This window comes from Pseudomonas sp. GXZC (genome assembly GCF_026967615.1).
GTDB classification, from domain to species: Bacteria; Pseudomonadota; Gammaproteobacteria; order Pseudomonadales; family Pseudomonadaceae; genus Aquipseudomonas; species Aquipseudomonas azotoformans_A.
In genome coordinates, this window is sequence record NZ_CP114115.1 from 1723843 (window position 1) to 1750012 (window position 26170).

Here is a 26170-nt window from a genome sequence, read left to right on the forward strand (position 1 = left end):
AGCCAAATCCCAGGCATAAAAAAACCCCGCTTTTAAGGGCGGGGTCTTTTCGACTAAGTCAGTACAAGTTAGATAACTTGAACTTCTTCAGCTTGCATGCCTTTCTGACCGCGGGTAGCGATGAAAGAAACCTGTTGGCCTTCTTTCAGGCTTTTGAAGCCGTCGGATTGGATAGCTTTGAAGTGAACGAACAGGTCGTCACCGGATTGTGGAGTGATGAAGCCGAAGCCTTTTTCATCGTTGAACCACTTAACGGTACCAGTTTGGCGATTAGACATGGTGTATCTCCTTGGACAAAGTTAACTGCGACTCAGGAAAAGCCCTGGCCGAGACTGAGTGCAAAGAGCAGGAAAAATTCTTGGAGATGGTTGGATCGAAATTCAACATATCGTGTAGAGATTCTCAGTGACACAAGCAGCACAGTGGCGCCACCTTAACCCTTTTTCCGGGACGTGCCAATGATATTTCCGAAGGTTTCTCCAATTTCGTGACTGGCGGTGGTATTTCCGCTCACTGGGCACGCCAATACAGGTCCCGGCCCCGCTGGCTGCGGCTTATAGCAGGAGGCGCATTCGTCAAGAAAAGCCTTGTGACCTTTGAACCCCAACGCCGGCCCCGGTAAGATGCCCCACAGAATTTTTCCACCTCGCTATTCAGGACACCCGCCATGAGCATCAAATCGGACAAGTGGATTCGCCGCATGGCGCAGGAACACGGCATGATCGAACCGTTCGTCGAGCGCCAGATCCGTGGCCAGGGCGATGCGCCGGTGATTTCCTACGGCGTTTCCAGCTACGGCTACGACGTGCGCTGCGCCGATGAATTCAAGGTGTTTACCAACATCAACTCGGCGATCGTCGATCCAAAGAATTTCGATGAAAAGAGCTTCGTCGACGTCAAGAGTGACGTGTGCATCATTCCGCCGAACTCCTTCGCCCTGGCGCGCACCGTGGAATTCTTCCGTATTCCCCGTGACGTGCTAACCATCTGCCTGGGTAAAAGCACCTACGCGCGTTGCGGTATCATCGTCAATGTGACTCCGCTTGAGCCGGAGTGGGAAGGGCACGTGACCCTGGAGTTCTCCAACACCACCACGCTGCCGGCGAAAATCTACGCCAACGAAGGTGTGGCACAGATGCTGTTCCTGCAGTCCGACGAGGCCTGTGAAGTGTCCTATAAAGACCGCGCAGGCAAGTACCAAGGCCAGCGAGGCGTCACCCTCCCACGCGCTTGATCGAAAGCTCCTACGCGTAAAGGGAATTAGTCTGCAGAAAGTGACTCTATCTAGGTGTACTGCCCCGGCGTGTGTAAAACGCGCCGGGCCACGCTTGAGGAGTACCTTATGAAGCTCGACCCGCGAATAAGCGCAGAACTTGCCCGGCTTGAACCCAATCAGATTGGCGTTCTGGCCTGGTCCCTGATGGCCGATCCTGCTTATGCCGGCGGCATCCCCGGCCAGCCTGAGCCGGACTATCCACAGCCCACCGAACCAGGCGAGCCGACCTTGCCGGACGAGCCACCACCCGCGCCTGTCGCCTGATTACTAGCTCACCGGCCAGACTTCATGATCGCCAATCACATAGATTCGGCGGTCATTGTCCTGCTCCACCCCATGCCCGCCGGTAAATGCACCGAACGCCGGCAGCAGGCTGACTCGGGCGCCGATCACAAAGCACGGCAGCCGCAAACGCTGCCGACCCTTGCCGCGCAACCGATACACCGGATGTATATGCCCCGCCAACACGTGGTGGCTGGGATGGGCGTCAGGTTCGTGCTGCAAGGCAAAAGGGCCCACCAGCAGCGGCTCCGTTACCACGTCTATCCTCAAGTCCTCGGGCGGGTCCCCCGCGCGTTTATCGTGATTGCCCCGAATCAAGGTCAGGGGCAGGTCAGGATTAAGGGCCCGCCAGCGTCTCAATGCGCCCAGCGTGCCACTGGCGTGTGATCCCGGACCGTGTAGGAAGTCGCCGAGAAAGATCACCTGAGTGCAGGCTAGCGCCGAGAGCAACCGGTCCAGGCGCTGCAGGTTCTCGGTGGTGGTGCCTTGTGGCACCGGCTGCCCGAGGCTGCGATACGCCGAGGCCTTGCCGAAATGCGCATCGGCGATCATCAGGCATTGGCGCGCAGGCCAGTAGACCGCCTTGTCTGCCAGCAACCACAATTCCTCACCCTCCAGCATCACCGTGCACACCATCAGCGTTTCCCGTTATCCGCGACTTTTTCCAGATCCTTGACCATCCGTGCGATGCGCTCCGAGAGTTTTTCCGAACTCATGCTTTCGCGCATCCGTTCAACCAGCAGCGGGAATGCCAAGGGCGTAGGGCGTACGATCCGATGCAAGTCCAGTTTCAGCGCGCAAAGGTGACGCAGTGTCTCTTCCAACCGACGAATGTCTAGCTCATCGCGTAGGACTTCTTCGCCTGCCTGTGTCAGCAACAAGTTCTGTGGGTCGTACTGCTTGAACACCTCAAAGAACAACCCGCTGGAAGCCTGCACCTGCCGGGTACTTTTCGGCGCGCCGGGGTAGCCGGCGAATACCAACCCGGCAATGCGCGCGATTTCACGAAAACGGCGCAGGGCCAGTTCCCCGGCATTCAGGCTGGCCGCTACATCTTCCAGGAGGTTCTGCGGACTCAACAGTGCTCCGTTCAATACCGTCGGCCAATCCACTTCGGTGGCACTCAACAGTTCCAGCCCATAATCGTTGACCGCGATCGAGAAGGTAACGGCCTGCCCTTGGCTCACGCGCCACGCCAACAGACTCGCCAGCCCCAGGTGCACCTGACGCCCGGCGAAGGGATAGAGAAACAGGTGCCACCCCTCGCGTGACTTAAGCGCCTCAGCCAACAAATGCTTGCGCGTCGGCAAGCCCGACCAGCGCAACTGTGTCTGCAACAAGGGTTGCACCGCTTGCATCTCCGGCCCGTCAAAGTGCCCGTGGGCCGCAGCATCAAATCGCTCCACCACCGCTTGCGCCAGTTCATTGGAAAGCGGCATGCGCCCGCCATTCCAGCGCGGCACAGCGGCTTTCTTGGCGCTGCTGCGACGTACATAAGCGGTCATGTTTTCCACACGGACCAATTCCAGCAGGCGCCCGGCAAACAGGAAGCCATCGCCCGGTTTGAGCCGTGCAATAAACCCTTCCTCGACACTGCCCAGGTTCTTGCCGCCACCGCCCTTGCTCCAGAATTTCAGAATGATGCTGGCGTCACTGACGATAGTGCCCACGCTCATCCGATGGCGCCGCGCCAGTCGTGCATCCGGGACGCGCCAGATGCCGTGCTCGTCCGGCTCCACGCGTCGGTAGTCCGGGTAGGCCGTCAGCGACAGCCCCCCGTGCCGCACAAAACCCAGGGCCCAGGCCCAGTCTTCAGCCGTCAGGTGATGGTAGGCCCAGGCACTGCGCACTTCCGCCAGCAACGCATCCGGCGTAAAGCCGCCGCCCAGCGCCATGCTCACCACATGTTGTACGAGCACATCCAAAGGCTTGTAAGGCGATTCCCGCGCTTCGATACGCCGTAGCGCAATCGCATCCTGAGCGGCGGCAGCCTCCACCAGCTCCAGACTGTGGGTCGGCACCAGCGTCACCCGCGACGGCCGCCCCGGCGCATGCCCCGAGCGCCCGGCGCGTTGCATCAGCCGCGCCACACCTTTGGCCGAGCCGATCTGCAATACACGCTCCACTGGCAGGAAATCCACTCCCAGGTCCAGGCTTGAGGTGCACACCACCGCCTTGAGTTGGCCGTCTTTCAAGGCCCGTTCCACCCAGTCACGGGTTTCTCTGGATAAAGAGCCATGGTGCAGCGCAATCACCCCAGCCCAATCGGGGCGGGCGTCCAGCAATGCCTGGAACCAGATCTCCGATTGCGCCCGCGTGTTGGTAAACACCAGGCAACTATTACTGGCGTCTACCTCGGCCACCACCTGGGGCAACATTTTCAAACCGATATGACCGGCCCACGGAAAGCGCTCGGTCACGGGGGGCAATAAGGTGTCGATCACCAACTGTTTAGCCGTTTGCCCCTGCACATTGATCCCGTCGCCCTGTGGGACCAAGACCTCCAGCGCGTGAGCCTGATTACCCAAGGTCGCCGAAATACCCCACACCATCAAATCTGGGTGCCAGCGCCGCAACCGTGCCAGCGCCAGTTGCAGTTGCACGCCGCGTTTATTACCGATCAGTTCGTGCCATTCATCCACGACCACCATGCGCAGGTGCCCCAGGCTGGCCTCGCTGTCGGCGCGGGCGAGCATCAGCGTCAGACTTTCCGGGGTGGTGACCAGCGCGGTGGGCTGGCGACGGGTCTGCCGCGCGCGTTCGCTGTTGCTGGTGTCGCCCGTGCGCAGGCCGACGCTCCACGGAATCTGTAGCGCTTCAAGTGGCGCTTCAAGGGCGCGCGCGGTGTCGGCGGCGAGGGCGCGCATCGGCGTGATCCACAGCACCGTCAACGGTTCGGCAGGCGGTTTGCGTTTGCCGGTAGTTGGGGCGCGGGCGATGGCGAAACGATTGAGAGCAGCAAACCATAGCGCGTAGGTTTTCCCGGCGCCGGTGCTGGCATGCAGCAATCCCGAGTGGCCTGCTTTAACCGCCGCCCATACGTCTTTTTGAAAGGTGAACGGCTTCCAGCCCTTGGCGGCAAACCATGTCTTGGCGAAGTTGTGGGAAGTTGCCATACAGCGGCTGATGCTCTGGAGGGCCTATTTCACAGACCCTCCAGGCATGGCAAAGGTTTAACCGGTTATTGCGACCTGACGCCGCAATAATACAAACCGGAAGCGTTGGCCTGCCCCACCCTTGCGCAAGTGACGGACGGCGGCATGTCCAGCGGTATGCTGGCCTGGCGTCGAACCAGATAAAAGTCCTGGGACAGTGGCAGCTGTTGCAGCTGTTGGGTGTGGCGGGCCCAGCCAGCACTGTAAAACTCCGCCGAATAGGAGCGCGTCCCCAGATAGATCAGGTCGCCGGGGGCGGCGGGTTGTTGCGCCTTCCACAAGGCAACCATGTCTTTCTGGTTCTGTGGACGATCGGACAGCTGGCCGCTGATGATCATCAGGCAGCCGGTGATCGGCAGTGCCAGTGCCACGGCGGCGATGACGGTTGCGCGTGTCTTCTGGCAGATGACATCGGCCAGCAGTAGCGCCCAGGCCGGCAGTGCAGGTAGTACGTAGGTCCAGAGAATGTTGGTGGAGAGGGTGAAGAACAGCGGTGTTGAAAGCGCCCATGCCAGTACAAAGATGAAGTATTCGCGCTGGCCATGCACTGAGGAGCGCCACTTCACCAGCAATGGCAGGAACAATGCCCAAGGTAAAAGCCCGCCCAGCAGATGCAGCCAGATCATCGCCAAGGGTTGGGCATGTGCGCTGCCGTAGAGGTCGCCCTGCCAGTTACTGATGACGTAGCGGCTGAAGTGTTCGCCGACGATGAAATATTCCAGGAACCCCGGTGTCTTTTGTTCTGCCAGCCAATACCAAGGCAGCGCTACGGCAAGCATCAACGCGATGCCTGGCAACCACGGCAGGCTGAGCAGCCGGCGCCAGTGGCCAGTGAGGGCCAGCCACAGGGCTGCTGGCAGCGTAATCAGAACCAGCGCCAATGGGCCCTTCGCGAGCAGGCCGAGGCCCAGCCCAAAAAAACCGACCAGCGCCCAGCCTCGGTCCGCGTGTACCAGCCCGCGCCACAACCCCAGGTGGGCGAGCAGAAGGGCGAAGGCCAGTGCGCTGTCAGTCAAGACCGCGCCGCTGGCAAAGAACCCGAGGGCGCATGTCGAATAGATAATCGCCGCGGTCAACCCGACCTGAAGGCTGCGTTCCCGGCTGGCGAAATGCACGATGAGCAGGCAACTGGCGACATGCATCAACCAGCTGGAGAAACGACTGGCGAACTCGTTGATGCCGAACACCTGCATGCTCAACGCCTGTAGCCAGAATGACAGCGGTGGTTTGCCCCAGAATGGCACACCGTGGTCGAACATCGGGGTGATCCAGTCATTGGAGGCCAGCATCTTGCGGGCAATTTCTGCGTAGCGGGCTTCCGACGTGTCCATGAGCGGATACAGCCCCAGTGTGACCAGGCGCACCAGCAGCACGGTCATCAGGATGCCCCAGAGCAGACGGATGGAGGCGGAACGGTTCATGACGACAACCTTTTCGAAGGGATTCAAGGGTGCTTGCGTTTATGCAGAGCGTTGGGCCTGGGGCTCACCACCTTCAGCACCCGGCCGACGTACTCGCCGATCACGGCGGTGCCCAGGCACAGCAACAGGATCGATTGCACCAGCAGATGTTCGTGGGTGAGTTCGCCAAAGGTCGCCGCCGCGACGATCCACAGCGAGCCAATCAGAAAGCTGGTGACACTCAAGTAGCTGTACATCCGCAGTGGACGTGTGGAGAAGGCCAGAATCGAGTCGGCACACAGGTCCAGCAATGACAGCGTGTTCCATTTGGTCCTGCCGGCCTGGCGCGCTGTGCGGTCGTAATTCACTTCGGTACTCGGGTAGCCGAGCCAGCTGACCAGCAGTTTCAACACGCCGGCGTTGTCGTCCATGGCGCGTATGGCTGCCCGTGCATGGGGCCCGATCAACCTGAAGTCGCTGACTTGCTGGGGTATCTCGAAGTCGTCGATCAGTTGATCCATGGTCGCGTAGTAAAGTCGCGCAGCGGTGCGTTTCGCCCAGGAGTCACACCGCCGCGAGCGGCGTTGCATGTTCACGATCTCGTAGCCTTTGAGCCATTCCTGCACCATCAGCGGGATCAACTCGGGCGGGTCCTGTAGGTCGCTGTCCATGATGATCACCGCGCCGCTTTCCACGGCATTGATGCCCGCGCGCATGGCGGCTTCCTTGCCGAAGTTACGACTCAGGTGCAGGCTCTTGACCCGTGGGTCCAGGGAAAAATGATCGATGATCGCCGCTGTCCGGTCTTGGCTGCCGTCATTGATGTAAAGCACTTCAGTGGGCACTCTCAATCCGTCGACGATTGCCATCAGTCGTGAGTGAAGTTCGGCTATTACGCATTGTTCGTTAAAGCAAGGGATCAGTATTGTAAGTTTTGTATCCGGTATGGGGTCACTGGAAAGGCTTGCGATGGAGGTCATGTTTGAATACCCAGAAGTGGTTGATCGTAAAGCCCTGAAAGGTAACGGCGGCGGTTGCCAGTACTTGTGCAAGCAGTGGAGGAGCCCCCCAGGAGGTCAGTAAGTTGACCATTAGGGTATTGGTTAAAACCTGGCCAGTGGCCGTCATAAAAAAACGCAATCTGTTACAGGAGCGTTGTGCAAATACCCAACGCCTGGACAGGCAATAGGCGACCAGAGCCCCTGCAGACGCAGCAAGAAACGTCGATGGCGTGGGAGCGAACCACGTTAATAAACAAACAAACACCGCGTAATGAACCAACGTTGCGATGGCGCCTGCACTCAAGTAGCGGATGAATAAACTCAGTATTCTTTGCATTGCCAGAATGTATAAGATGAAGTGTGAATCAAATGTCACGTTGTGAAATGGTATTTGTTGTGGGTTTTTAATTGTTTGCTGAAGGAAATGTCTTAACTGTTTGTGCGAATTCGGAGTTTGTCTTTATGGAAATATTACTGGTGGAAGATGATCACGCATTGGCAGGTTCGTTGGGAGATTATCTCGGCGAGTTTGGTTACGAATTGGACTTCGCGAGTGATGGGCGAAGTTGCCTGGAACGGGTCCGCCAGCATGAATACGACCTGATTGTGATGGACGTCGCCATGCCCCGCATGAGCGGTTTTGACACCTGTCGCCAATTGCGCCGGGAGCAGAATGAAACGCCGGTCCTGTTCCTGACCGCCCGCGATGCGCTCCCTGATAAGGAGGAGGGTTATGAAGCCGGCGGTGACGATTACTTGATCAAGCCGTTCGAGCCCCAGGAGTTGATCTGGCGCATCCGTGCGCTGATGCGCCGTGGGGCGCCGCGCAAACCGCGAAGTCCCCGGCAGTTGGGCGACCTGATCATTGACCCGGCCTCTCAATCGTTGCGCCACAACGGTGCCGTCAAGGTATTGCCCGCCCTTCAGTTCAGCCTGTTGAACCTGTTGGCCGATGTGGCGCCGGAGCCGGTCAGCCGACACAAGCTTGAAGCCGCACTGTGGCCCGACGGCGACCCGCCGGACAGCGATGCGCTACGCACCTACATTTACCGGCTGAGGCAAACCCTGGGCAAACCCTACGGTAATGATCTGATCCGGACTGTCCACGGGAAAGGGTACCGCCTTGCTATTCCCCACTGACTCATTCTTCACGCGAATCCTCTACACCCTGCTGCCGTTCATGGCATTGATCACCGGGTTCTATAGCCTGCTGATCTGGCTCGCAGTCGCCGTCACCGAGGATTACATCGTCGAGAGCTATCTGAAGCTGGAGGCCGAGGCGTTTCAGGGTAAACACGCCCAGGTGGGACGTGCCGCGCCAATGCCCAACGCGATCTACCTGAAAGGCTATTGGTCGACGGACCCCACATTGCCTTTGGTTGCCCTGAACCTGCCGCCGGGGCACCACGAACTTGCGAAAGGGGATGTGCACGTATTGGTGAGTGCCGTTGGCGGCGAGTCCGCGTTGCTGGTCTTGTTACTGGATGAATCCAAGCTCAGCCAGACTGAAGGCTACCGCACGCAGATTTTCGGACTGTTGTGTGCAGTCGCAGGCTTGATCCTGATCCTTGGCGCCATCCTGGCCATCGCCATTGCCCGGGCCATCGCCCAGCCAGTGAGCCAGTTGGCGGCGGAAGTCGCGGATGCCGTGCCTGGGCCGGCCCGGTTCAGCGGCTTTGACCGCCAGGATGAGATCGGCACCTTGAGCCGCACGCTGTCTTCACTTGTAACCCAGCAACACAGCACGTTGCAGCGGGAAAAGGCATTCACCCGGCACGTCAGCCATGAGTTGCGCACGCCCCTGAGTATCTTGAACAACTGCCTGGCGATCCTGCGCCTGCCAGGCTGCAACGCGGAAAAATCAGCGCGTAGCCTGTTGCGCATGGAAGCTGCCCTGGCCGGGATGAAAATGACGATCGAGCTGTTTTTGTCCCTGGCCCGTGAACCGCGGCAATTGCCCCATGACGCGATTGACCTGGCCGTGGTCGTCGCCGAGCAGATCGAGAAATACCAGCTGCTTTACCCCCATGCCGCAGGTGCGCGGCTGTTTGCCGCTGCACCGACGATCACCCAGGCCAACGAGGCGATCGCCCGCAGCGTGGTGCAGAACCTGCTGGGTAACGCTGTTCAGCACGGTGCCGGGAAAATCCGCGTGGTCCTCACGGAGCAGCATCTAGTCATCCTGAATAACCGGGTGGACCAGCTCGCGTCACCAGGCTTCGGCTTTGGCCTGGAAATCGTCTCGCGCGCCTGCACCCATGCCGGCTGGCACCTTGAAACCCGGCGCACGCTGCATACCTTCCGGGCTCACGTCAGGTTTACTTGAGATTGCCGCTGAGGAACTGCTGTAACCGTTCGCTCTTCGGATTGCCCAGCACCTCTTCCGGCACGCCTTGTTCCTCCACCAGGCCCTGGTGCAGGAACAACACCTGGCTCGACACTTTGCGTGCAAAGCTCATTTCGTGCGTCACCATGATCATGGTGCGGCCTTCCTCGGCCAACCCCTGGATCACCTTCAACACTTCGCCCACCAGCTCCGGGTCGAGGGCCGAGGTGGGTTCGTCGAACAGCATCACCTCTGGCTCCATGGCCAAGGCGCGCGCGATGGCGACGCGTTGCTGCTGGCCGCCGGAGAGGAACGCCGGGTACTGATCCGCCACGCGTGCCGGTAAGCCCACCTTGTCCAAGTAACGACGGGCACGGTCCTCGGCGTCCTTCTTGCTGCAGCCCAGCACCCGGCGCGGGGCCATGGTGATGTTCTCCAGCACGCTCATGTGGCTCCACAGGTTGAAGTGTTGGAACACCATCGCCAGGCGCGTGCGCAGGCGCTGCAGTTCGGCATCATCGGCCACGCGCATGCCGTGGCGGTCACTGACCATGCGGATCGGCTGGCCGTCGAGGGTCATGGCGCCGTCGTTGGGGGTTTCCAGGAAGTTGATGCAGCGCAAAAAGGTGCTCTTGCCCGAGCCGCTGGCGCCGATCAGGCTGATCACGTCACCGGTCTTGGCCTTGAGCGAAACACCTTTGAGCACCTCATTGTCGCCATAGCTTTTATGCAGGCCTTCAACGGTCAATTTGTACATGGGGCGTGCATCCTCAAGGCGAAAGTAGATAGCCGCTGCGGTAGGCATCAAGGCCTGCGACATGGGCGATGACCATCCCGGCAGTGGCCATGCGGCGCAGCGAACGGGCGTAAAGCAGGCCGGCATTGCGGCAATGCACAGGCGTTACGCGGTCGGAAATGGGGTCGATGATTTCAGCGATCAGTTGTCCGGCTTCCAGGTACTCACCTGGAAGGGCGCTGAACACCAACAGGCCGCCCATGGGGGTAGCCACCGGTTCAACGCCCGCCAGTGGCGTGGCCGGGTAGGGCAGCTCGGGCAGTGGTGCGGCTTCCCCGGCGATGGCGCCGAAGTGAATCAGGTAATCGATGATCGCCTGGCAGTCGAGGGCGGCCAGGCCGTGGTTGACGTCGCCCTGGCCGCGCAGTTCGACGGTCACCGAAAAGCTGCCCATGGGGATCGGGAAGCGCTCGCCGAAGCGTTGCTGCAACTGCCACCACACCAGGGTGAAACACTCATCGAAGGATTGCCCGCCGGAGTCGGTCGCCAGCAGATTGGCCTCCGAGCCGATATAACGCGCCAACGGCTCAACCTGCGGCCAGGCCTCGGGCGTGGTGTACAGGTGCGCCACGGCTTCGAAGTCGCAATGCAGGTCCAACACCATGTCGGCGTCACACGCCAGGCGTTGCAGCACCAAGCGCTGGGATTGCAGTTGGGTCTCAGCGCTTTGCGCAGCGAGGGCGGTGGACAGCGCGGCGCGGATCAACTCGACGTTGTGCTGGGGATCGACCCCAAGCAGCTCCTCGACTTGATTGCCCACGGTTTCACTGAGGTCGACAAACAGGCGATTGAAGTTCTGCCCGCTTTCCAGCTCGTAGCGACCCAGCGGGATATCCATCAGCACCTGTTCCAGGCCCACCGGGTTGGCGATGGGCACCAGCACAATCTCACTGCGCAGTCGACCGGCCGCCGCCAGTTCAGCCAGCCGCACCTTCAGGTGCCAAGCCACCAGCATGCCCGGCAGCTCATCGGCATGCAGCGACGACTGGATGTAGATCTTGCCTTCAGCCTGCTCCGGGCCGAAGTGAAAACTGTGAATCTGCCGTGCCGTGCCTGGCACCGGCGCGATCAGTTCATGGACCTGATGACGCATGAAAGCTCCTTAATGGCTCGGCCCGAGGAAGGCCAGCCAACGACGCTCCGCCAACCGGAACAGACCGACCAGGGCGAAGGTCACGGTCAGGTAGATCAGCGCAGCGATTCCGAATGATTGAAAAGTCATGAAGGTAGCCGAGTTGGCATCCCGCGCCACTTTGAGGATGTCGGGGATCGTCGCGGTGAAGGCCACCGTGGTCGAATGCAACATCAGGATCACTTCATTGCTGTAGTACGGCAACGAGCGACGTAACGCCGACGGCATGATCACGTAGGCGTACAGCTTCCAGCCACTCAAGCCGTAGGCCTTGGCTGCTTCGACTTCGCCGTGGGCCATGCTGCGGATCGCCCCGGCGAAAATCTCCGTGGTGTAGGCGCAGGTGTTGAGGGCGAAGGCCAGGATGGTGCAGTTCATCGCGTCGCGAAAGAACGCATCCAGCAGCGGTTGTTCGCGCACGGCGGCGAGGCTGTAGATGCCGGTGTAGCAGATCAGCAGCTGGATATAGAGCGGCGTGCCCCGGAACAGGTAGGTGTAGAACTGCACCGGCCAACGCACCAGGCGCTTGCGCGACACTCGGGCGATGGACAACGGGATCGACACCAGAAAGCCGATGACCAGCGCGGCCGTGAGCAACCACATCGTCATCGCCAGGCCGGTGATGTGCTGGCCGTCGCTATAAAGGAAGGGGCGCCAGTATTCCTGCAAGAGTTCGATCATCGTACGGCCTCCCGGGCACCAGCGGAGTAGCGACGTTCAAGGCGGCGCAGGACGAAGTTGGACGCGCTGGTGATCAACAGGTAGATCAACGCCGCGAGTACCAAAAAGTAAAACAGCTGGTAGGTGCTCTTGCCAGCATCCTGGGCGGCTTTGACCAAGTCGGCCAGGCCGATGATCGACACCAGGGCCGTGGCCTTGAGCATCACCATCCAGTTATTGCCGATCCCCGGCAGGGCAAAGCGCATCATCTGCGGGAAGGTCACGTAGCGAAACCGCTGGCCACGCTTGAGCCCGTAGGCTGTGGCGGCTTCCAGTTGGCCACGGGGCACCGCGAGGATCGCGCCGCGAAACGTCTCGGTGAAGTACGCACCGTAGATAAAACCGAGGGTAATCACCCCGGCGCTGAAGGGGTCGATCTCGATGTATTCCCACTCCATGAAATCGGTCAAACCGGTCAGCCAGGTTTGCAGGCTGTAGAAAATCAGCAGCATCAGCACCAGGTCGGGCACACCGCGAATCAACGTGGTGTAGAGCTGGGCGGGAATGCGCAGGAAGGGCAGGCTGGAGAGTTTGGCGCTGGCGCCGAGCAGGCCCAGCAACACGCTGACGGCCAGGGACAGCACCGACAACTTGATGGTCATCCAGGTGCCTTGCAGCAACAGCGGGCCGAAACCCTTCAGGCTGAGCGCGCTCAACCCGAGGGTTTGCAATAATTCTTCGAACATAAATCAGGACCTATGGCGATAAAAAAGCGCCCCTCCAAAGGAAGGGCGCTCCAGGCATTATTTGCCGCTGTACAGGTTCAGATCGCCAAAGTGTTTCTTCTGGATGGTGGCGTAGGTGCCATCATCGTGTAACGCTTTGATACCTTTATCCAAAAGCGCCTTCAGTTCAGTGTTACCTTTTTTGATACCGACGGCGGTTTTCGACGGCAGCAACGGGTCGTCAATGGCCTCGCTGACTTCATAACCGGCACCGGCCGGCGACTTCAGGAAGCCCAGTTCGGCTTGCAGCATGTCCTGCACGGAGGCGTCGAGACGGCCAGAGGTCAGGTCGGCGTACACCTGGTCCTGGTTGGCGTAGGCCTTGGTGGTCACACCGGCTTTATCCAGTACGGCCTTGGCGTAGGCTTCCTGGATGGTGCCTTGCTCGTAGCCCACGGACTTGCCCTTGAGGGACTCTGGCGTCGAGTAGCCCGCGCCTTTTTTGAACACCAGCGAAGTCGGGCCGGAGAACAGTTCGCTGGAGAAGTCGATGGCCTTTTCGCGCACCGGGGTCACGGTCATGGATGAAATCACGCCGTCGAACTTGTTGGCTTTGAGGCCTGGAATCATGCCGTCGAAGTCACTTTCAACCCACTTGCACTTCACTTTCAGCTCGGCGCAGATCGCATTGCCCAGGTCGATATCGAAGCCGACCAGGCTGCCGTCGGCGGCCTTGGATTCGAACGGCGCGTAGGACGGATCGACACCAAATCGCAATTCCTTGTATTCCTTGGCCGTGGCTACACCTGCGGCCATGCACAGGGCCAGTGCAGAAAGGGTCAGCAATGCTTTTTTCATTATGTAATCCCTGGAAACCAAGATAAGCGCTTGTGGCGCGTTTAGGACTGTTACTGAACGGTGTCAGACGGATCACAAGTAGCAATTTCTGCACCATAGTTCCGAATGGTCGTTTTAAAAGGTGCGGGAAGGGAGATCTGAGTGTAGGAGATGCCCGAAAATGGGCATCGAAAAATGAGTGCACTGTTTCAGGTCAGAAGGTCTTGCAGGGTGGCGAGGTTGTCGGCGTCCTCGACTTTTTTGTCCTGCCGCCAGCGCAACATCCGTGGAAACCGTACCGCAATCCCACTCTTGTGCCGCTTGGACAGGGCAATGCCCTCGAACCCCAGTTCAAACACCATGCTTGGCGTCACACTGCTGACCGGGCCGAACTTTTCCACGGTGGTCTTGCGCACAATCGCGTCGACCTTGCGCATTTCTTCGTCGGTCAGGCCGGAGTAGGCCTTGGCAAATGGCACCAGCGTGCGTTCGCTGCCAGTCGGGCCGTCCCACACGGCGAAGGTGTAGTCGCTATACAGGCTGGCGCGTCGGCCATGGCCGCGCTGGGCGTAGATCAACACAGCATCGACGCTGAACGGGTCGACCTTCCACTTCCACCACACACCCATGTCCTTGGTACGGCCGACGCCGTACAGGCCATCGCGTACCTTGAGCATCATGCCTTCCACGCCGAGGCTGCGCGAGGCGTCGCGTTGTTCGGCCAGGTCTTCCCAGGTCGCCCCGGTCAACAGCGGCGACGCCCGTAATAGCGGCTGGTTGCACTGGGCGATCACCTGTTCAAGCTGCGTACGCCGCTCAGCCTGGGTGTGGTTGCGCCAATCGTCACCCTGATGTTCCAGCAGGTCATAGGCCAGCACCGCAACGGGAGCGTCCTCCAGCACTTTTTTGCTCAGGGTCTTGCGCCCAATCCGCTGTTGCAGCAGGGCGAAGGGTTGCACCGCGTCTTTCCACACCACGATTTCGCCGTCGATCACTGTGCCATCGGGCAATCCGCTTACCAGGCTGTGCAATTCGGGGAAACGCTCGGTCACCAATTCTTCGCCACGGGACCAGATCCACAGGCGGCCGTCGCGTTTTACGAGCTGCGCGCGGATGCCATCCCACTTCCATTCCACTTGCCAGTCGGCGGGGGAGCCCAGCAAATCGTTGAATTGTTCCACCGGTTGCGCCAAGCCATGGGCCAGAAAAAACGGATAAGGCTGCCCGCCACGTTGGGCATGTTCGTCAGGCGATTCAGCGGCGATCAGCTTTAGATAGCCTTGGGCCGTAGGACGGTTGGACAGATCGGTGTAGCCCACCAGTCGCTGCGCCACGCGCTTGCTGTCCAGGTCGGCCATCGCGGCGAGAGCGCGGGTGACCAGCAGCTTGGACACGCCCACGCGGAAGCTGCCGGTGATCAACTTGATGCACACCATCAGGCTGGGCTGATCCAGTTGCGCCCATAACGCCGGCAGGCGCTCGGCCAATTCCAACGGCGGCAGGCCACGCAACGGCAGGAGTTTTTCCTCCAGCCACACTGCCAGGCCGTCCTGCGAGGTGTAGGTGGATTCCGGCAGCAGCAGGGAAATGGTTTCCGCCAAGTCACCCACCGATTGATAGCTTTCTTCAAACAACCACGGCTCGATGCCGGATGCTTCGGTGGCCATGTCGCGCAACAGGCGCGTCGGCACCAGTTGCCGAGGGCGTCCGCCGGACAGGAAATACACGGCCCAGGCCGCATCTTCCGGCGCAGCATCGCGAAAGTAGGCTTGCAACGCCGCCAGTTTGGCGTTGCTGGAGGTGGTGGCGTCGAGGTTGGCGTACAACTCGGCAAAGGCCTTCATGCGCTGGCCTCTTCTTCGTCATCACCGTATTCAGTGGTGAAGCCCTGGGCATCCAGGCCTTTTTCCCGCAGATGGCGCACCAATACGCCGACAGACCCGTGGGTAACCATCACCCGCTCGGCGCCGGTTTGCTCGATGGCCCACAACAGGCCGGGCCAGTCGGCGTGATCCGACAATACAAAACCCCGGTCTACGCCGCGCCTGCGTCGGGTGCCGCGCAGGCGCATCCAACCGCTGGCGAAGGCGTCGCTGTAGTCGCCGAAGCGCTTGATCCAACTGCTGCCGCCGGCCGAAGGTGGGGCGATGATCAAGGCCTGGCGCAGCAGCGGGTCGGTTTTCTTGAAGTCACCGGCGTAAAGGGTTTCGGGGATGTAGATGCCGGCCTCGCGGTACACCCGGTTCAACGGTTCGACCGCGCCATGGCTGAGGATCGGGCCGATGCTGGCGTCGATGCCATGCAGGATGCGCTGGGCCTTGCCGAAGGAATAACAGAACAACACGCTGGCCTTGCCGACGGCGATATTCGCCTGCCACCAATCGTTGATCCCGGCGAAGATCTGCGCCTGGGGCTGCCAGCGGTAGATCGGCAGGCCGAAGGTGGATTCAGTGATAAAGGTGTGGCAGCGCACCGGTTCGAAGGGCGCGCAGGTGCCGTCGGGTTCGACTTTGTAGTCGCCGGACGCGACCCAGACTTCGCCCTTGTATTCCAGGCGCACTTGAGCCGAGCCCAAGACATGCCCGGCCGGGTGAAAACTCAGGGTGACGCCGTGGTGGACCAGTTGCTCACCGTAAGCCAGGGTTTGCAGGTTGATGTCCTGACCGAGCCGCGAGCGCAGGATGCCTTCGCCAGGGGCGGCGGCCAAATAATGCTGGTTGCCGGTGCGGGCGTGGTCGCCATGGGCATGGGTGATGACCGAGCGCCCCACCGGGCGCCAGGGGTCGATGTAGAAATCTCCGGCGGGGCAGTAGAGGCCTTCGGGGCGGGCGATGACAAGGTCCATGGGCGTGCCGGGGGCAATGGGCTTATCAGGTAGGAGGCGGGCGGGCGAGCAGAAGTTCGATTAACTATTGTAGTGAGCGGGCTTGTTGTGGTGATCAAGCTTGTTGTGGTGAGCGGGCTTGCCCCGCGCTGGGTGGCGAAGCCGCCCTAAAACCAGGCGACCTGTTTTTGGCTGGAAACATGTGTTGACTGGGTTGGGGCCGCTTCGCGCCCCAGCGCGGGGCAAGCCCGCTCACCACAGTAAAAGCCAGCCCCACACCTTTCCGGTTACTTGCCCGGCGTCAGGGTCAACCGGGTTTTCCCATACACCTTCTCGAAGTTCTGCGGCTGCATCGGGAAGCTCAGGTATTGCGCCTTGAGCGACGGGTCGATGCCATTGGCATAGTTCGGGCTGGCGGGGTTGCCGGACTGGCCGATGCCACCCTGGCCCATCATTGGTTCTACCTGGCCGAAGTCGACGATCATGCGCAGCGCCGGCACCTGGGTGGTGCGGAAGTCCTGGCCCCAGCTGTACGGCGCCGGATTCAAGGTGTTGTGGTCACCACCGGCGGCCAGCGGACCGCGAATCACCTGGCCGTTGGTGTTTCTCCAGGTGGTGGTGTGCAATTTGCCCCACTGCCAGGCCTTGTGATCGGCACCCAATTGACTCTCACCCGCGCTGATCGCGGCGGCCAGGCTGCGGGCGAGAATCGCCGGTTTGTCTTCTTTCTGCGGGGTGCGCACGTCATCCCAGAATGGGCTGTCTTCGCGACCCAGCAAGTGGTCGGCCTGGGCGGCGTAGGACAGGTTGGCATTGCTGACAAACGCCTTCCAGCTGGCACTGTTTTCCGGGCCGAGTTCGTCGAGGAAGATCTGTTTGGTGCTTTCCTGCAGGAACAGTTCATAGATCGCCGCGTCGGCGGAGGTGGATACCAAGCGGCCGTCAAAAGCCATCAGGCGGCCCAGTGCTTCACGTGCCTTGGCCTGCTCAGCGGCTGGCAGCGAGTCAATCGCCTGTTTCAGCGGCTGGGCCATGCCTGGCGCCTGGAACATGGTCTTGAGCTTGGCGGCGAAGGTGGTGGTCTGGTCGTACTGCATGGCGATCATGCTGCGGCTGTCATGCTTGCCCGCATTGGCCAGTTGCGCCAGGCGCTCGCTGCGCTCCGGTGCATCCCAGGAGTTGGACAGCTGCATGCCATAACCGCGGGGCGCGGTGCGTTGGTTGGCGGTGCCGATCCAGCCTTGGGCCGGGTCCTGGTCATACGGGTGCAGCATTGCGTCGGCGTAGCCGTCCCAGTCAAACCGCGTGTCCCAGCCCGGCGACGGCAGCAGGCCTTCGCCTTCGCGACGGTTGGGGAAGCGTCCGGTGACTTGCCAGCCAATGTTGCTGGCGTCGGCGAAGATCATGTTCAGCGCAATCGCGCGAATTTCGCGGGTAGCGTCCGAGGCCTTGCCGGCGTTTTTCGCACGGGACAGGTCGAAGAACGCATCCAGGCTCTTGTCGTCCTTGAAGTCGGCGGTTTGCAGCGCCAGGCCCAGGCCGGTGGTCAGCGCCTGGCTGCTGTTGAGCAGGGCGCCGTGGCGGGTTTCGTACACCACTTCGCGAATCGAGCGTTGGCCTTTGACGAAGAAGGTTTCGTTACGCACCTGGGCGGGTAACCATTTGCCGTTGTTCTCGTAGTACAACGCGCTGCCCTGGCGTTTGACCTTTTCCAGGAACAGGTCCTGGGTGTCGCCCTTGACCGTGCTCATGCTCCACGCGACGTTGCCGTTGAAGCCGGACAACAGCGTCGGCAGGCCGGCAATGGAAGCGCCCACGGCCTGGTATTTTGGCGCACGGATCTGCACGTAGCTCCACGGCGACGGCGCTTGCGGCTGGGCGGCGAGGTCGCCGGCCAGCAGGCTTTTACCGCTGCGGCTGCGTTGCGGGCCGATGGCCCAGTTGCTTGAAGTGGTCACTGCCAGCGAATTGAGGCTGCTCAGTTGCTGGCTGACCGCGTCCAGCCCGGCCAGACCGGTGATCTGGCTCAGGTTCACGCCCTTGAGCTTCTCGGCCTCGGCCAACGGGATCGCTTCGTCCGGCGCGCTAGGCGTGAGCCACGCGAGTTTGTCGACGCCGACTTTCTGCGCCAGCACCAGCGAGGCAATTTCTTCCTGCAGGTTGGCCGACTCGCTGAAATTCAGCAGGCAGAACAGCAGTGCCGAATCTTCCGGCTTCCAGTACTCGGGCTTGTAGCCGGTCTGAGCGAGGTCCGGCGGCAGCTTGTCGCGGTAGCGGAACAGGTAGGCGTTGACGCCACGCGCATACACTTCGAAGAAACGCTTGAGGCGCGGGCTTGAGGCGTTGTACAGCTCGCCGGCGCTTTTCTTCAGGTTGACCGCGCGCATGAACCTGTCGACATCCAGCACCTCGGGGCCGGACATTTCTGCCAGGCGGCCCTGGGCCAGCAGGCGCAGGGTGACCATCTGCGTGATGCGATCACTGGCGTGCACATAACCGAGGCTGAACAGCGCGTCATGGAAAGTGTTGCTTTCGATCAGCGGCATGCCCTGGGCATTGCGGCGCACGGAAACATTCTGTGCCAGGCCTTTGATCGGCTGCACGCCGGCGACCGGTGGCAGGGTGTCCTGGGTGCTCTGGAGCTGGCAACCGGCCAGGCTTAACGCACTGGCCACTGCCGCGGCAACGCCGAACCGGGGAAGAAAATGTGAGAGGGCTGGCGAGGCCATGGCAAAGCTCCTGCGGGGGGTAGCGTCAGTAAAGGCGCTACGTTAGTGAGCGCGGCGAAACGGCGCAAGCAGGAGCTATGCCTTATTTTCAGGAATTGCGTATCAAGACTTGGGCGGGTTCACCTTCTGAACCAACTCATACGCGCGCACTGTTGCCGGCCGTTCCTTGATGCTGTTGAACCAGCGATGCAGATGTGGGAAATCTTCCAGCCGTTGGCTCTGCCACTTGTGGGAAACAATCCATGGGTAGATCGCCATGTCGGCAATGCTGTAGGCCTCACCCGCCACGAATGCACGGTCCGCCAAACGTCGGTCCAGCACGCCGTACAGGCGGGCGGTTTCGTCCACATAACGCTTGATCGCGTAGGGGATTTTTTCCGGTGCGAACTGGCTGAAGTGGTGATTCTGACCCGCCATCGGGCCCAGGCCGCCCATTTGCCAGAACAGCCATTGCAGCGCCTCCTGGCGACCGCGCAGGTCTTTTGGAAGGAACTGGCCGGTTTTTTCCGCGAGGTACAGCAGTATCGCGCCGGATTCAAACAGCGAAATCGGCGCGCCGCCGTCGGTCGGGTTCTGGTCGACGATGGCCGGAATGCGGTTGTTGGGAGCAATCTTCAGGAAGTCAGGCTTGAACTGGTCGCCCTGGCCGATGTTGATCGGATGCACCTTGTAGGGCAGGCCGGCTTCTTCCAGGAACAGCGATACTTTGTGACCGTTAGGGGTAGTCCAGTAATACAGGTCGATCATGAAGCTCTCCAAAAGTGGTGATGCTTGAGCGGATGCCTGTAGGTGTAGGTAATGTTGGGTGTGCGAAAATTCAATGAAACATTTGCGCATACCCTTAGAAGCAAATCAAAAAGCGCTCTCCACCAACACCTGCAACGACTGCTGCGAACAGCGCTCGATGCGCGCCCGCACGCGATACACCTCGGCAAACAACAAAGGGTTGAGCACCTCATCCGCCGCACCGCTGGCGTACAAACGTCCCTGGCGCAGCACGGCGATATGGTCGGCGAAGCGCGCAGCCAGGTTGATGTCGTGCAGTACCACCACGGCGATCAAGTTGTGTTCGCGCACCAGCCCGCGCACGCAGTCCATCACCTTCAACTGGTAATTGAGATCGAGGGCGCTGGTGGGTTCGTCCAGCAGCATCACCTGGGGGCGACGGGCGATGAGCTGCGCGAGGCTGACCAGTTGGCGTTGGCCTCCGGAGAGTGTGCTTAACAGTTGATCGGCCAGATGCGCGATGCCAATGCGCTGCAAGGCGTCGAAGGCTTCACGCAGGCAGGCGTCGCTGGACAGGGGAATGCCCTCGACATTCGCCACGCGCAGGGCGGCGATCACACTTTCCATCACACTGAGGCTCAAGCCCGGCGGCAGGTTCTGCGGCATGTAGGTCACGCGTCGCGCACGTTCGGCGACGGACATGGCCGACAGGTCGAGGTCACCCAATCGTACAACGCCTTGCATCTTTTCCAGCCCGGCCACGGCACGCAACAGGGTGGACTTGCCGGCGCCATTGGGGCCGATCAGCGCGGTCAAACTGCCATGGGGCAGGGTGGGTAGGCTCAGGTCGTGCACGATCTGCCGGCGCCCGTAACTCACCTGGGCGTTGTGTACGCTCAACCCTTCACTCATAACTGCCTCCCGCGCTTGAACACCAGCACCACAAAAATCGGCACGCCCACCAACGCGGTGACGATGCCCACCGGCACGATCACACCAGGCATGATCAACTTGCTGGCAATCGACGACAGCGCCAGCAGCAACGCGCCGGTCAAAGCGCTGGCCGGCAATAGGAAACGTTGATCTTCGCCCACCAGGATCCGCGCGATATGCGGACCGACCAGGCCGATAAATCCGATGGTGCCTACAAAGGCCACGGCGGTGGCCGACAGCAGGCTGATGCGCAGCAGTGAGAAAAACCGCAGCCGCTTCACATCCACGCCAAAGCTTTGCGCGCGGTCCTCACCCATGCGCAACAGGGTCAGGCGCGGTGCGGCGGCAAAGGAAAACGGCATGACGACAGCCACCACCAGGGCCAGGATGCCGAGCTTGTCCCAGTTGGCCCGGGTCACGCTGCCCAGGGTCCAGAACACCAGTTGTTGCAGCACATCTTCGGTGGCAACCAGTTGCAGCAAGGCCACCACCGCGTTGCAGCTGAACACTAGGGCGATGCCGAACAGCACCAGGCTTTCCACTCCGGCGCCCCGCAGGCGCGACATGGCTTGCAGCAAAAACACCGAGGCAGCGGCGAAGATGAAGGCCGAGATGGAAATCGCCGTGTTGGCCGACACCCACAGCGTCGTCACCGGAAACACAATCACCAGCGACGCGCCCAACGCTGCCGCCGACGACACGCCCAGGGTGAACGGGCTGGCCAGCGGGTTGTTCAGGATCGCCTGCATCTCGGCCCCGGCCAGCGACAACGCGCAGCCCACCAACACCGCCATCAGTGCGTAGGGCAGGCGCACGTTCCAGATGATCACCTGGTCGGTGGCGCTCAGGTGCGACGGGTGCAGGATACCGTCGAGCAAGGCTAGCAGGCCCATGCCCGACGGGCCGCTGGCCAGGTCCACCAGAATGGCGCAAACCAGTGCGGTACCGAGCAGGCCTAGCAGCCAGGTACGCCGCGCCAGCAGGCGGCGGTAGCCGTGGGTGGCGCTGGCGAGGTCGAGGGTCTGGGTGGTCATTTAGGGGTATCGATCCAGTACGCACCCTGCAACGGCATTCCCAGGAACTGCGCGTTGATCTGCTCCATGGTCGCCTGCGGATCCAGCTTGGCGAACAGTTCTGGGTGCACCCATTTGGCCAACGACTCAATCGCGAGCAGGTTGTACGGCGAGTTGTAGAAGTCATGCCACAGGCCGTGGGCATTGCCTTCGCGGATGGCGCGAAGGTTGGCGAATTCCGGGCGCGCCAGCACGTGGTCGAAGGCTTCACGCGCCTCGTCGTTGCTGACGCCAGCCCCCAGGATCAGCCCAGGCTTGTGGTTGCCGGTGGCGACATAAATATCCGGATCCGCTTTCAGCGCGTATTCGACACTGATATCCCCCAGCGCCCCCGGCACCACGTCGGCGGCGATGTTGCGCCCGCCCACCAGCTTGATCACTTCACCCATGCCGCTTTTGCCGGTGGTGTGCCCCGGCGCTTGCCAGGCCCCGGCCAGCAGTTCGAGGAACACACTCGGGCGCGGCCCCGCCGGCAAGGTGGCGACCGCATCGGTGATCACCTTGATGTGCTGGTCATAGAAACCCAGGAACGCTTTGGCCTGGGCTTCACGCCCCAATGCTTGGCCCAGCGCGGTCATGCTGGTGTGAGTGCCCTGCACCGGATTGATACGGAAGTCGACGAACAGCACCGGAATGCCCGCCTTGGCCAGCACATCGGCGACCGGACTGTGTTCGGTCGGACCGTGGCCGGAAATGCTGAACACCGCCAGGTCAGGTTTCAGCGAGAGGATTTCCTCGGCGCTGACGCTTTGCTCCGACGCTTGGCCGATCAATGGGATGTCTTTCACCGTGGGAAATTTCGCCACGTAGGCGTTATAGGTGTGCTGGTCCAGCAGCTTCAAATCGTTCTGCCAGCCGACGATGCGTTGGAACGGCGCGTCGCGGTCCAGCAGGGCAAACGCCGAAATCAACCGGCCTTCACCGAGGACCACGCGTTTTACGTTGTCAGCCACTTCGACCTTGCGGCCCAGCACGTCGGTGACTTCATGGGCGGCAGCGGTTTCAGCGTGGCCGAGGACCAGGGCGCCGAACAGCACACCCAGCTTGAGCAGGTGACGGGATTTCAACATGGCAGGGACTCCAGGTGAAGGCGGCGCATCAGACATCGCTCCAGCGCCGCAACAGGTTGTGATAGGCGCCGCTCAGTTGCAGCAGCGCGTGGTGGTCGGCGTCTTGGACGGTGAGGGTCTGGATGGCCACATCCATGTCCAAGAGCAACTGGCGCTGGCTGTCTTCGCGCACCAGGCTTTCGATCCAGAAGAAACTCGCGATACGTTCACCACGGGTCACCGGGTTGATCTTGTGCAGGCTGCTGCCGGGGTAGATCAGCAGGTGGCCGGCGGGCAGCTTCACTGCGTGCTCGCCGAAGGTGTCGCGGATCACCAGTTCACCGCCGTCGTAGCTGGCCGGTTCGGCCAGGAACAGCGTGGCGGAGATGTCGGTGCGCACCCGCTCGCGCACGCCCTTGATGCCGCGAATGGCGTTGTCGATATGCCAGTCGAACGCTTCACCGCCGCTGTAGCGGTTGAACAGCGGCGGGTAGATGCGCTTGGGCAGGGCGGCCGACATGAACAGCGCGTTGTCCGACAGCCGCGCCAGAATCTGCTCACCGATGCGCAGGGCCACAGGCGAATCTTCCGATAACTGTCGGTTGTTTTTCGCCATGGCCGAGCGCTGTCCGGCGGTCGCCTTGCCGTCAACCCAAGGCTGATTGAGCAAGGTGGCCACGGTGTTTTCGACTTCGCTGGCACTGAGCAGCGCCGGGATTTCGATCAGCACGGTTCAGAACTCATAGTCGACGCTGGCGGTGAGGGTGCGCCCGGCACCTGGAATGCCGTAGAGCTGGAAGCCGTCGAGGGACGCGCCGACCTGGCTGTAGTAAAACTTGTTGAACACGTTGTTGAGGTTGAGGTTGACCGTGGTGTCCTTGTTCACCTTGTATTGCGCGGCCAGGTTGCTCAGCCAGTAGCCGGGGGCTTTTTCGTGGTCGCGGGTGTAGATCGCGTACACGCCGGACGGGCCATTGGCGTAGCTGCTGTTGTTGTTCAAGCCGCCGACGTATTTGTTGTCGGTGTAGCGGCGTCGGCCCACGTATTGCTCGCCGTAGCTGAGGCTCAGGGCGTCGGTGACGGCGTAGGTGGTCCACAGGTTGGCGGTCAGGTCGGGGACGTTCTTGGCTTCGGCGCCTTTGTTGATGCCTTTGGTCTGGGTGCTCTTGAGTGCCGAGAACCCGCTGTAGGCGGTCCAGCGCGGGGTGATATTGCCTTGCAGGCCCAGTTCGATGCCGTCTACACGCTTGGCTGGCAAGGCACGTACCGGGGCGGATTCGCCGTCCTGGTATTCCCAGGCATTGTCCAGTTCGGTACGGAAGATCGCCGCCGTGACGTTGAGCCTGTCGTGGGCAATGTCCCACTTGGTGCCCAGTTCATAGGTCTTGGACTTGGCCGGGCTGTAGTTGCTGGTGCTGGCCGCGCCGTAGATCTGGTTGTTGGTCGATGCGCCCAGTGCCGACGGCTGCGCCGCTTCGCTGTAGGACACATAGATACTGCCGTTGGGCAGCGGTTTGAACACCGCGCCAACCCGACCGCTGACGGCACCGTCAGTGCTGCTGATGCTGGCCTGGCCACGCTGGCTGGTTTGTGCGCGCCAGTTGTCATAGCGCAACGAGCCCAGCACTTGCCACTGATCGTTGAGGGTGATGGTGTCGCCCAAATAGATCCCGGCGTTGTCGATCACCGAACGCGGGTCACCTTCGCCTTTGGTCACGTAAGTGCTGGCGAAGCTGTGGCTGGGGTCGTTCATGTCGAACAGCATGTCGCCGGCCGGCACCTTGGCGTTGCGTTTCAGGCCGCCGTAGGTCTCATGATAGAACTCCAGGCCGCTGACCACGGCGTGTTGCAGGCTGCCGGTGGTGAGGTTGAAATTGAAGTCGGTCTGGTTGTCGAGGATGGTGTAGCGCTTGGACAAACCGAAGTCACTGCCGCGCAGGATGCCGTAGGCGGTATTACTGTTATTTACATAATCGGTGTAGGCATTCACCGTGCTGCCCTGCACTTGGCTGATCGGTCCTACACCGGTGTAGCCCAAGGTCGCACAGCGGGTGCCGGTGCAGGTCTTCTGGCCGTTGGCATTGGCGGCGAAGAAGCGCGCCGGGGAGAGCACGGCAAAATTGTCGCTGCGTTCCCAACGGGTCTGGTTGCGCAGGTTGGCGTCATTCCAGTCGAAGTCATGCTCGAAGCGTGCGGTGAGCGAAGTGGTTTTGTTCTCTTGGGTGTAGAGGCTGGAGTCGCCGTACCAGTTGGAGCGCTTCACGCCGGGCATGCGATCGCCATTCGTCCCACGCTGGATCGGCACGCCGCCGTCCGGGGTGTTGGTGTCTTTCTGATAGAAAGTGTCGATGAAGAAGCGCGTGTCAGTACCCAGGCCGAAGCCAAATGAGGTGGCAATGCCCCAGCGGTCGTAGTCCACGTCGTCACGTTCGGCCACCTGGTTGTAGTGCTTCATCAGGTTGATACGTACGGCGGTGGTGTCGTTGATCTGTTTATTCAGGTCGGCGGTGAGACGGCGGTAGGCATCGGTGCCGATACCGGCGGAGACGCGGTTCGCATCACCCAGGTGCGCTTCTTTACTCACCAGGTTGACGCTGCCACCCACGGCGGACACGCCGGATTCGATGGAGCCGGTGCCCTTGAACACTTCCGCCTGTTGCAGGTTGAAGGTGTCGGTACGGGTGGACATGCCCGCATCGCGCACGCCGTCGACGGTCAGGCTCTGCTCGGAAGAAAACCCGCGAATCGAAAACAGGTCGCCCCAGCCCAGGTTGCCCTCGCCGGACATGAAGGTAATGCCCGGCACGTTGCGCAACACTTCCTGCAGGGTCTGCGCGTTCTGCTCCTTGAGCACCTGCTGCGGCACGATGGTCACGCTTTGCGGGGCGTCCAGCAGCGGTTGGCTGATTTTTGCCGAGGTCACCCGGTCCACCTTGAAGGTGGAGGTGGCTTCGCCATCGACCTTGATTTCCGGCAGGCTCAGCACCGAGTCATTGGACGTGGCCGTTGGCGCGTCAGCCAAGGCAACCGGTACGACGCTGCCGGCAGCCAGCAGGCCGAACATCGGCGCCAGAGTAGTGTGCAGCGTGTGGCTGCGAGGTGTGGGCAATGACATGAGTGGCTTCCGAGTCTAAATTACAATTACTCTCATTTAGGTTCGGTAGTCTAAAGAGCGATTTCCCCTGCCATACCCCAGGTTTGTATCGCTGATGCGTGATTATGGTTTCCTACAACATTCCATTACAT

Annotated in this window: 24 protein-coding genes; 4 read left to right on the top strand and 20 right to left on the bottom strand. The window is 61.0% G+C overall.

Translation table 11 applies throughout. The annotated features are described in order from the left end of the window. Window positions 1-68: 68 nt before the first annotated feature. Window positions 69-278, bottom strand: coding sequence for a cold-shock protein (locus OZ428_RS08185; RefSeq protein WP_002554837.1), 210 nt, complete (start codon window positions 276-278; stop codon window positions 69-71). A gap of 389 nt (window positions 279-667) precedes the next feature. Here OZ428_RS08185 and dcd point away from each other — a divergent pair, with 389 nt between their 5' ends. Then, window positions 668-1234, top strand: a complete 567-nt coding sequence (gene dcd, locus OZ428_RS08190; protein WP_010212421.1) for a dCTP deaminase — start codon at window positions 668-670, stop codon at window positions 1232-1234. 108 nt (window positions 1235-1342) lie between these two features. Continuing rightward, window positions 1343-1540 (top strand): hypothetical protein, encoded by a 198-nt coding sequence (locus tag OZ428_RS08195; RefSeq protein WP_016976883.1) that lies wholly within the window; start codon window positions 1343-1345, stop codon window positions 1538-1540. A 3-nt stretch (window positions 1541-1543) separates the two neighbouring features. On the opposite strand, the gene pdeM is transcribed toward OZ428_RS08195, so the two are convergent. From pdeM to OZ428_RS34615, 5 genes are all read right to left on the bottom strand, one after another. After that, complete coding sequence (pdeM, locus tag OZ428_RS08200) at window positions 1544-2194, bottom strand: ligase-associated DNA damage response endonuclease PdeM (RefSeq protein WP_269133078.1); 651 nt, start codon at window positions 2192-2194, stop codon at window positions 1544-1546. Continuing rightward, a complete protein-coding gene (locus OZ428_RS08205) occupies window positions 2194-4674 on the bottom strand; it encodes a ligase-associated DNA damage response DEXH box helicase (protein WP_269133079.1) in 2481 nt (826 codons plus the stop codon). The genes pdeM and OZ428_RS08205 overlap by 1 nt, the downstream gene beginning before the upstream one ends. 65 nt (window positions 4675-4739) lie before the next feature. After that, window positions 4740-6134: an ArnT family glycosyltransferase gene (locus tag OZ428_RS08210; RefSeq protein ID WP_133074421.1), complete on the bottom strand. Its 1395-nt coding sequence runs from the start codon at window positions 6132-6134 to the stop codon at window positions 4740-4742. 23 nt (window positions 6135-6157) lie between these two features. Then, window positions 6158-7093, bottom strand: a complete 936-nt coding sequence (locus OZ428_RS08215; RefSeq protein WP_269133080.1) for a glycosyltransferase family 2 protein — start codon at window positions 7091-7093, stop codon at window positions 6158-6160. Then, on the bottom strand, window positions 7065-7451 hold the full coding sequence (locus OZ428_RS34615; protein ID WP_442964818.1) for a GtrA family protein: 387 nt from the start codon (window positions 7449-7451) through the stop codon (window positions 7065-7067). Before OZ428_RS34615 ends, OZ428_RS08215 begins: the two co-directional genes overlap by 29 nt. Before the next feature lie 125 nt (window positions 7452-7576). On the opposite strand from OZ428_RS34615, the gene OZ428_RS08220 reads away from it, so the two are divergent. Together OZ428_RS08220 and OZ428_RS08225 are read left to right on the top strand one after the other, a co-directional pair. After that, complete coding sequence (locus tag OZ428_RS08220) at window positions 7577-8254, top strand: response regulator transcription factor (protein WP_269133081.1); 678 nt, start codon at window positions 7577-7579, stop codon at window positions 8252-8254. Then, entirely contained in the window at window positions 8238-9440 is a 1203-nt protein-coding gene (locus OZ428_RS08225; protein ID WP_269133082.1) for a sensor histidine kinase, read from the top strand. The genes OZ428_RS08220 and OZ428_RS08225 overlap by 17 nt, the downstream gene beginning before the upstream one ends. Here the strand turns inward: OZ428_RS08225 and OZ428_RS08230 are convergent. The 14 genes from OZ428_RS08230 to OZ428_RS08295 form a co-directional block, all read right to left on the bottom strand. Continuing rightward, window positions 9433-10197, bottom strand: a complete 765-nt coding sequence (locus OZ428_RS08230; protein WP_061435558.1) for an ABC transporter ATP-binding protein — start codon at window positions 10195-10197, stop codon at window positions 9433-9435. The genes OZ428_RS08225 and OZ428_RS08230 overlap by 8 nt on opposite strands. 13 nt (window positions 10198-10210) lie before the next feature. Further along, window positions 10211-11329 (bottom strand): succinylglutamate desuccinylase/aspartoacylase family protein, encoded by a 1119-nt coding sequence (locus OZ428_RS08235; protein ID WP_269133083.1) that lies wholly within the window; start codon window positions 11327-11329, stop codon window positions 10211-10213. Between the two features lie 9 nt (window positions 11330-11338). Then, the gene (locus OZ428_RS08240; RefSeq protein WP_028619222.1) at window positions 11339-12049 is read right to left on the bottom strand and encodes an ABC transporter permease; all 711 of its coding nucleotides are present in this window, start codon (window positions 12047-12049) and stop codon (window positions 11339-11341) included. After that, window positions 12046-12774 (bottom strand): ABC transporter permease, encoded by a 729-nt coding sequence (locus tag OZ428_RS08245; protein WP_010212412.1) that lies wholly within the window; start codon window positions 12772-12774, stop codon window positions 12046-12048. Before OZ428_RS08245 ends, OZ428_RS08240 begins: the two co-directional genes overlap by 4 nt. Window positions 12775-12831: 57 nt before the next feature. Then, a complete protein-coding gene (locus OZ428_RS08250; protein ID WP_269133084.1) occupies window positions 12832-13611 on the bottom strand; it encodes a transporter substrate-binding domain-containing protein in 780 nt (259 codons plus the stop codon). A gap of 188 nt (window positions 13612-13799) precedes the next feature. Next, complete coding sequence (locus OZ428_RS08255) at window positions 13800-15434, bottom strand: ATP-dependent DNA ligase (RefSeq protein ID WP_269133085.1); 1635 nt, start codon at window positions 15432-15434, stop codon at window positions 13800-13802. Further along, window positions 15431-16435 carry a ligase-associated DNA damage response exonuclease gene (locus OZ428_RS08260; RefSeq protein ID WP_269133086.1) on the bottom strand — a complete coding sequence of 335 codons (1005 nt, stop codon included), beginning with the start codon at window positions 16433-16435 and terminating at the stop codon, window positions 15431-15433. Before OZ428_RS08260 ends, OZ428_RS08255 begins: the two co-directional genes overlap by 4 nt. Before the next feature lie 266 nt (window positions 16436-16701). Continuing rightward, entirely contained in the window at window positions 16702-19143 is a 2442-nt protein-coding gene (locus OZ428_RS08265) for a penicillin acylase family protein (protein ID WP_269133087.1), read from the bottom strand. 102 nt (window positions 19144-19245) lie between these two features. Further along, window positions 19246-19890 (bottom strand): glutathione S-transferase N-terminal domain-containing protein, encoded by a 645-nt coding sequence (locus tag OZ428_RS08270; protein WP_269133088.1) that lies wholly within the window; start codon window positions 19888-19890, stop codon window positions 19246-19248. Window positions 19891-19995: 105 nt separating this feature from the next. After that, a complete protein-coding gene (locus OZ428_RS08275; RefSeq protein ID WP_269133089.1) occupies window positions 19996-20781 on the bottom strand; it encodes an ABC transporter ATP-binding protein in 786 nt (261 codons plus the stop codon). Next, the gene (locus OZ428_RS08280; RefSeq protein WP_033902762.1) at window positions 20778-21836 is read right to left on the bottom strand and encodes a FecCD family ABC transporter permease; all 1059 of its coding nucleotides are present in this window, start codon (window positions 21834-21836) and stop codon (window positions 20778-20780) included. The genes OZ428_RS08275 and OZ428_RS08280 overlap by 4 nt, the downstream gene beginning before the upstream one ends. Further along, on the bottom strand, window positions 21833-22945 hold the full coding sequence (locus OZ428_RS08285) for an ABC transporter substrate-binding protein (protein WP_269133090.1): 1113 nt from the start codon (window positions 22943-22945) through the stop codon (window positions 21833-21835). The genes OZ428_RS08280 and OZ428_RS08285 overlap by 4 nt, the downstream gene beginning before the upstream one ends. 28 nt (window positions 22946-22973) lie before the next feature. Next, window positions 22974-23654, bottom strand: a complete 681-nt coding sequence (locus tag OZ428_RS08290) for a Fe2+-dependent dioxygenase (protein ID WP_269133091.1) — start codon at window positions 23652-23654, stop codon at window positions 22974-22976. A gap of 3 nt (window positions 23655-23657) precedes the next feature. Next, a complete protein-coding gene (locus OZ428_RS08295; protein ID WP_269133092.1) occupies window positions 23658-26039 on the bottom strand; it encodes a TonB-dependent receptor in 2382 nt (793 codons plus the stop codon). Window positions 26040-26170: the final 131 nt, after the last annotated feature.

What these genes read in the sequence shown, in the direction of transcription:
- pdeM (WP_269133078.1), bottom strand. Translation starts at nt 2,194, where the DNA reads ATGGTGTGCACGGTGATGCTGGAGGGTGAGGAATTGTGGTTGCTGGCA.
- OZ428_RS08295 (WP_269133092.1), bottom strand. Translation starts at nt 26,039, where the DNA reads ATGTCATTGCCCACACCTCGCAGCCACACGCTGCACACTACTCTGGCG.
- OZ428_RS08185 (WP_002554837.1), bottom strand. Translation starts at nt 278, where the DNA reads ATGTCTAATCGCCAAACTGGTACCGTTAAGTGGTTCAACGATGAAAAA.
- OZ428_RS08270 (WP_269133088.1), bottom strand. Translation starts at nt 19,890, where the DNA reads ATGATCGACCTGTATTACTGGACTACCCCTAACGGTCACAAAGTATCG.
- dcd (WP_010212421.1), top strand. Translation starts at nt 668, where the DNA reads ATGAGCATCAAATCGGACAAGTGGATTCGCCGCATGGCGCAGGAACAC.
- OZ428_RS08235 (WP_269133083.1), bottom strand. Translation starts at nt 11,329, where the DNA reads ATGCGTCATCAGGTCCATGAACTGATCGCGCCGGTGCCAGGCACGGCA.
- OZ428_RS08255 (WP_269133085.1), bottom strand. Translation starts at nt 15,434, where the DNA reads ATGAAGGCCTTTGCCGAGTTGTACGCCAACCTCGACGCCACCACCTCC.
- OZ428_RS08220 (WP_269133081.1), top strand. Translation starts at nt 7,577, where the DNA reads ATGGAAATATTACTGGTGGAAGATGATCACGCATTGGCAGGTTCGTTG.
- OZ428_RS08250 (WP_269133084.1), bottom strand. Translation starts at nt 13,611, where the DNA reads ATGAAAAAAGCATTGCTGACCCTTTCTGCACTGGCCCTGTGCATGGCC.
- OZ428_RS08240 (WP_028619222.1), bottom strand. Translation starts at nt 12,049, where the DNA reads ATGATCGAACTCTTGCAGGAATACTGGCGCCCCTTCCTTTATAGCGAC.
- OZ428_RS08215 (WP_269133080.1), bottom strand. Translation starts at nt 7,093, where the DNA reads ATGACCTCCATCGCAAGCCTTTCCAGTGACCCCATACCGGATACAAAA.
- OZ428_RS08245 (WP_010212412.1), bottom strand. Translation starts at nt 12,774, where the DNA reads ATGTTCGAAGAATTATTGCAAACCCTCGGGTTGAGCGCGCTCAGCCTG.
- OZ428_RS08230 (WP_061435558.1), bottom strand. Translation starts at nt 10,197, where the DNA reads ATGTACAAATTGACCGTTGAAGGCCTGCATAAAAGCTATGGCGACAAT.
- OZ428_RS34615 (WP_442964818.1), bottom strand. Translation starts at nt 7,451, where the DNA reads ATGCAAAGAATACTGAGTTTATTCATCCGCTACTTGAGTGCAGGCGCC.
- OZ428_RS08210 (WP_133074421.1), bottom strand. Translation starts at nt 6,134, where the DNA reads ATGAACCGTTCCGCCTCCATCCGTCTGCTCTGGGGCATCCTGATGACC.
- OZ428_RS08195 (WP_016976883.1), top strand. Translation starts at nt 1,343, where the DNA reads ATGAAGCTCGACCCGCGAATAAGCGCAGAACTTGCCCGGCTTGAACCC.
- OZ428_RS08275 (WP_269133089.1), bottom strand. Translation starts at nt 20,781, where the DNA reads ATGAGTGAAGGGTTGAGCGTACACAACGCCCAGGTGAGTTACGGGCGC.
- OZ428_RS08280 (WP_033902762.1), bottom strand. Translation starts at nt 21,836, where the DNA reads ATGACCACCCAGACCCTCGACCTCGCCAGCGCCACCCACGGCTACCGC.
- OZ428_RS08205 (WP_269133079.1), bottom strand. Translation starts at nt 4,674, where the DNA reads ATGGCAACTTCCCACAACTTCGCCAAGACATGGTTTGCCGCCAAGGGC.
- OZ428_RS08285 (WP_269133090.1), bottom strand. Translation starts at nt 22,945, where the DNA reads ATGTTGAAATCCCGTCACCTGCTCAAGCTGGGTGTGCTGTTCGGCGCC.
- OZ428_RS08260 (WP_269133086.1), bottom strand. Translation starts at nt 16,435, where the DNA reads ATGGACCTTGTCATCGCCCGCCCCGAAGGCCTCTACTGCCCCGCCGGA.
- OZ428_RS08265 (WP_269133087.1), bottom strand. Translation starts at nt 19,143, where the DNA reads ATGGCCTCGCCAGCCCTCTCACATTTTCTTCCCCGGTTCGGCGTTGCC.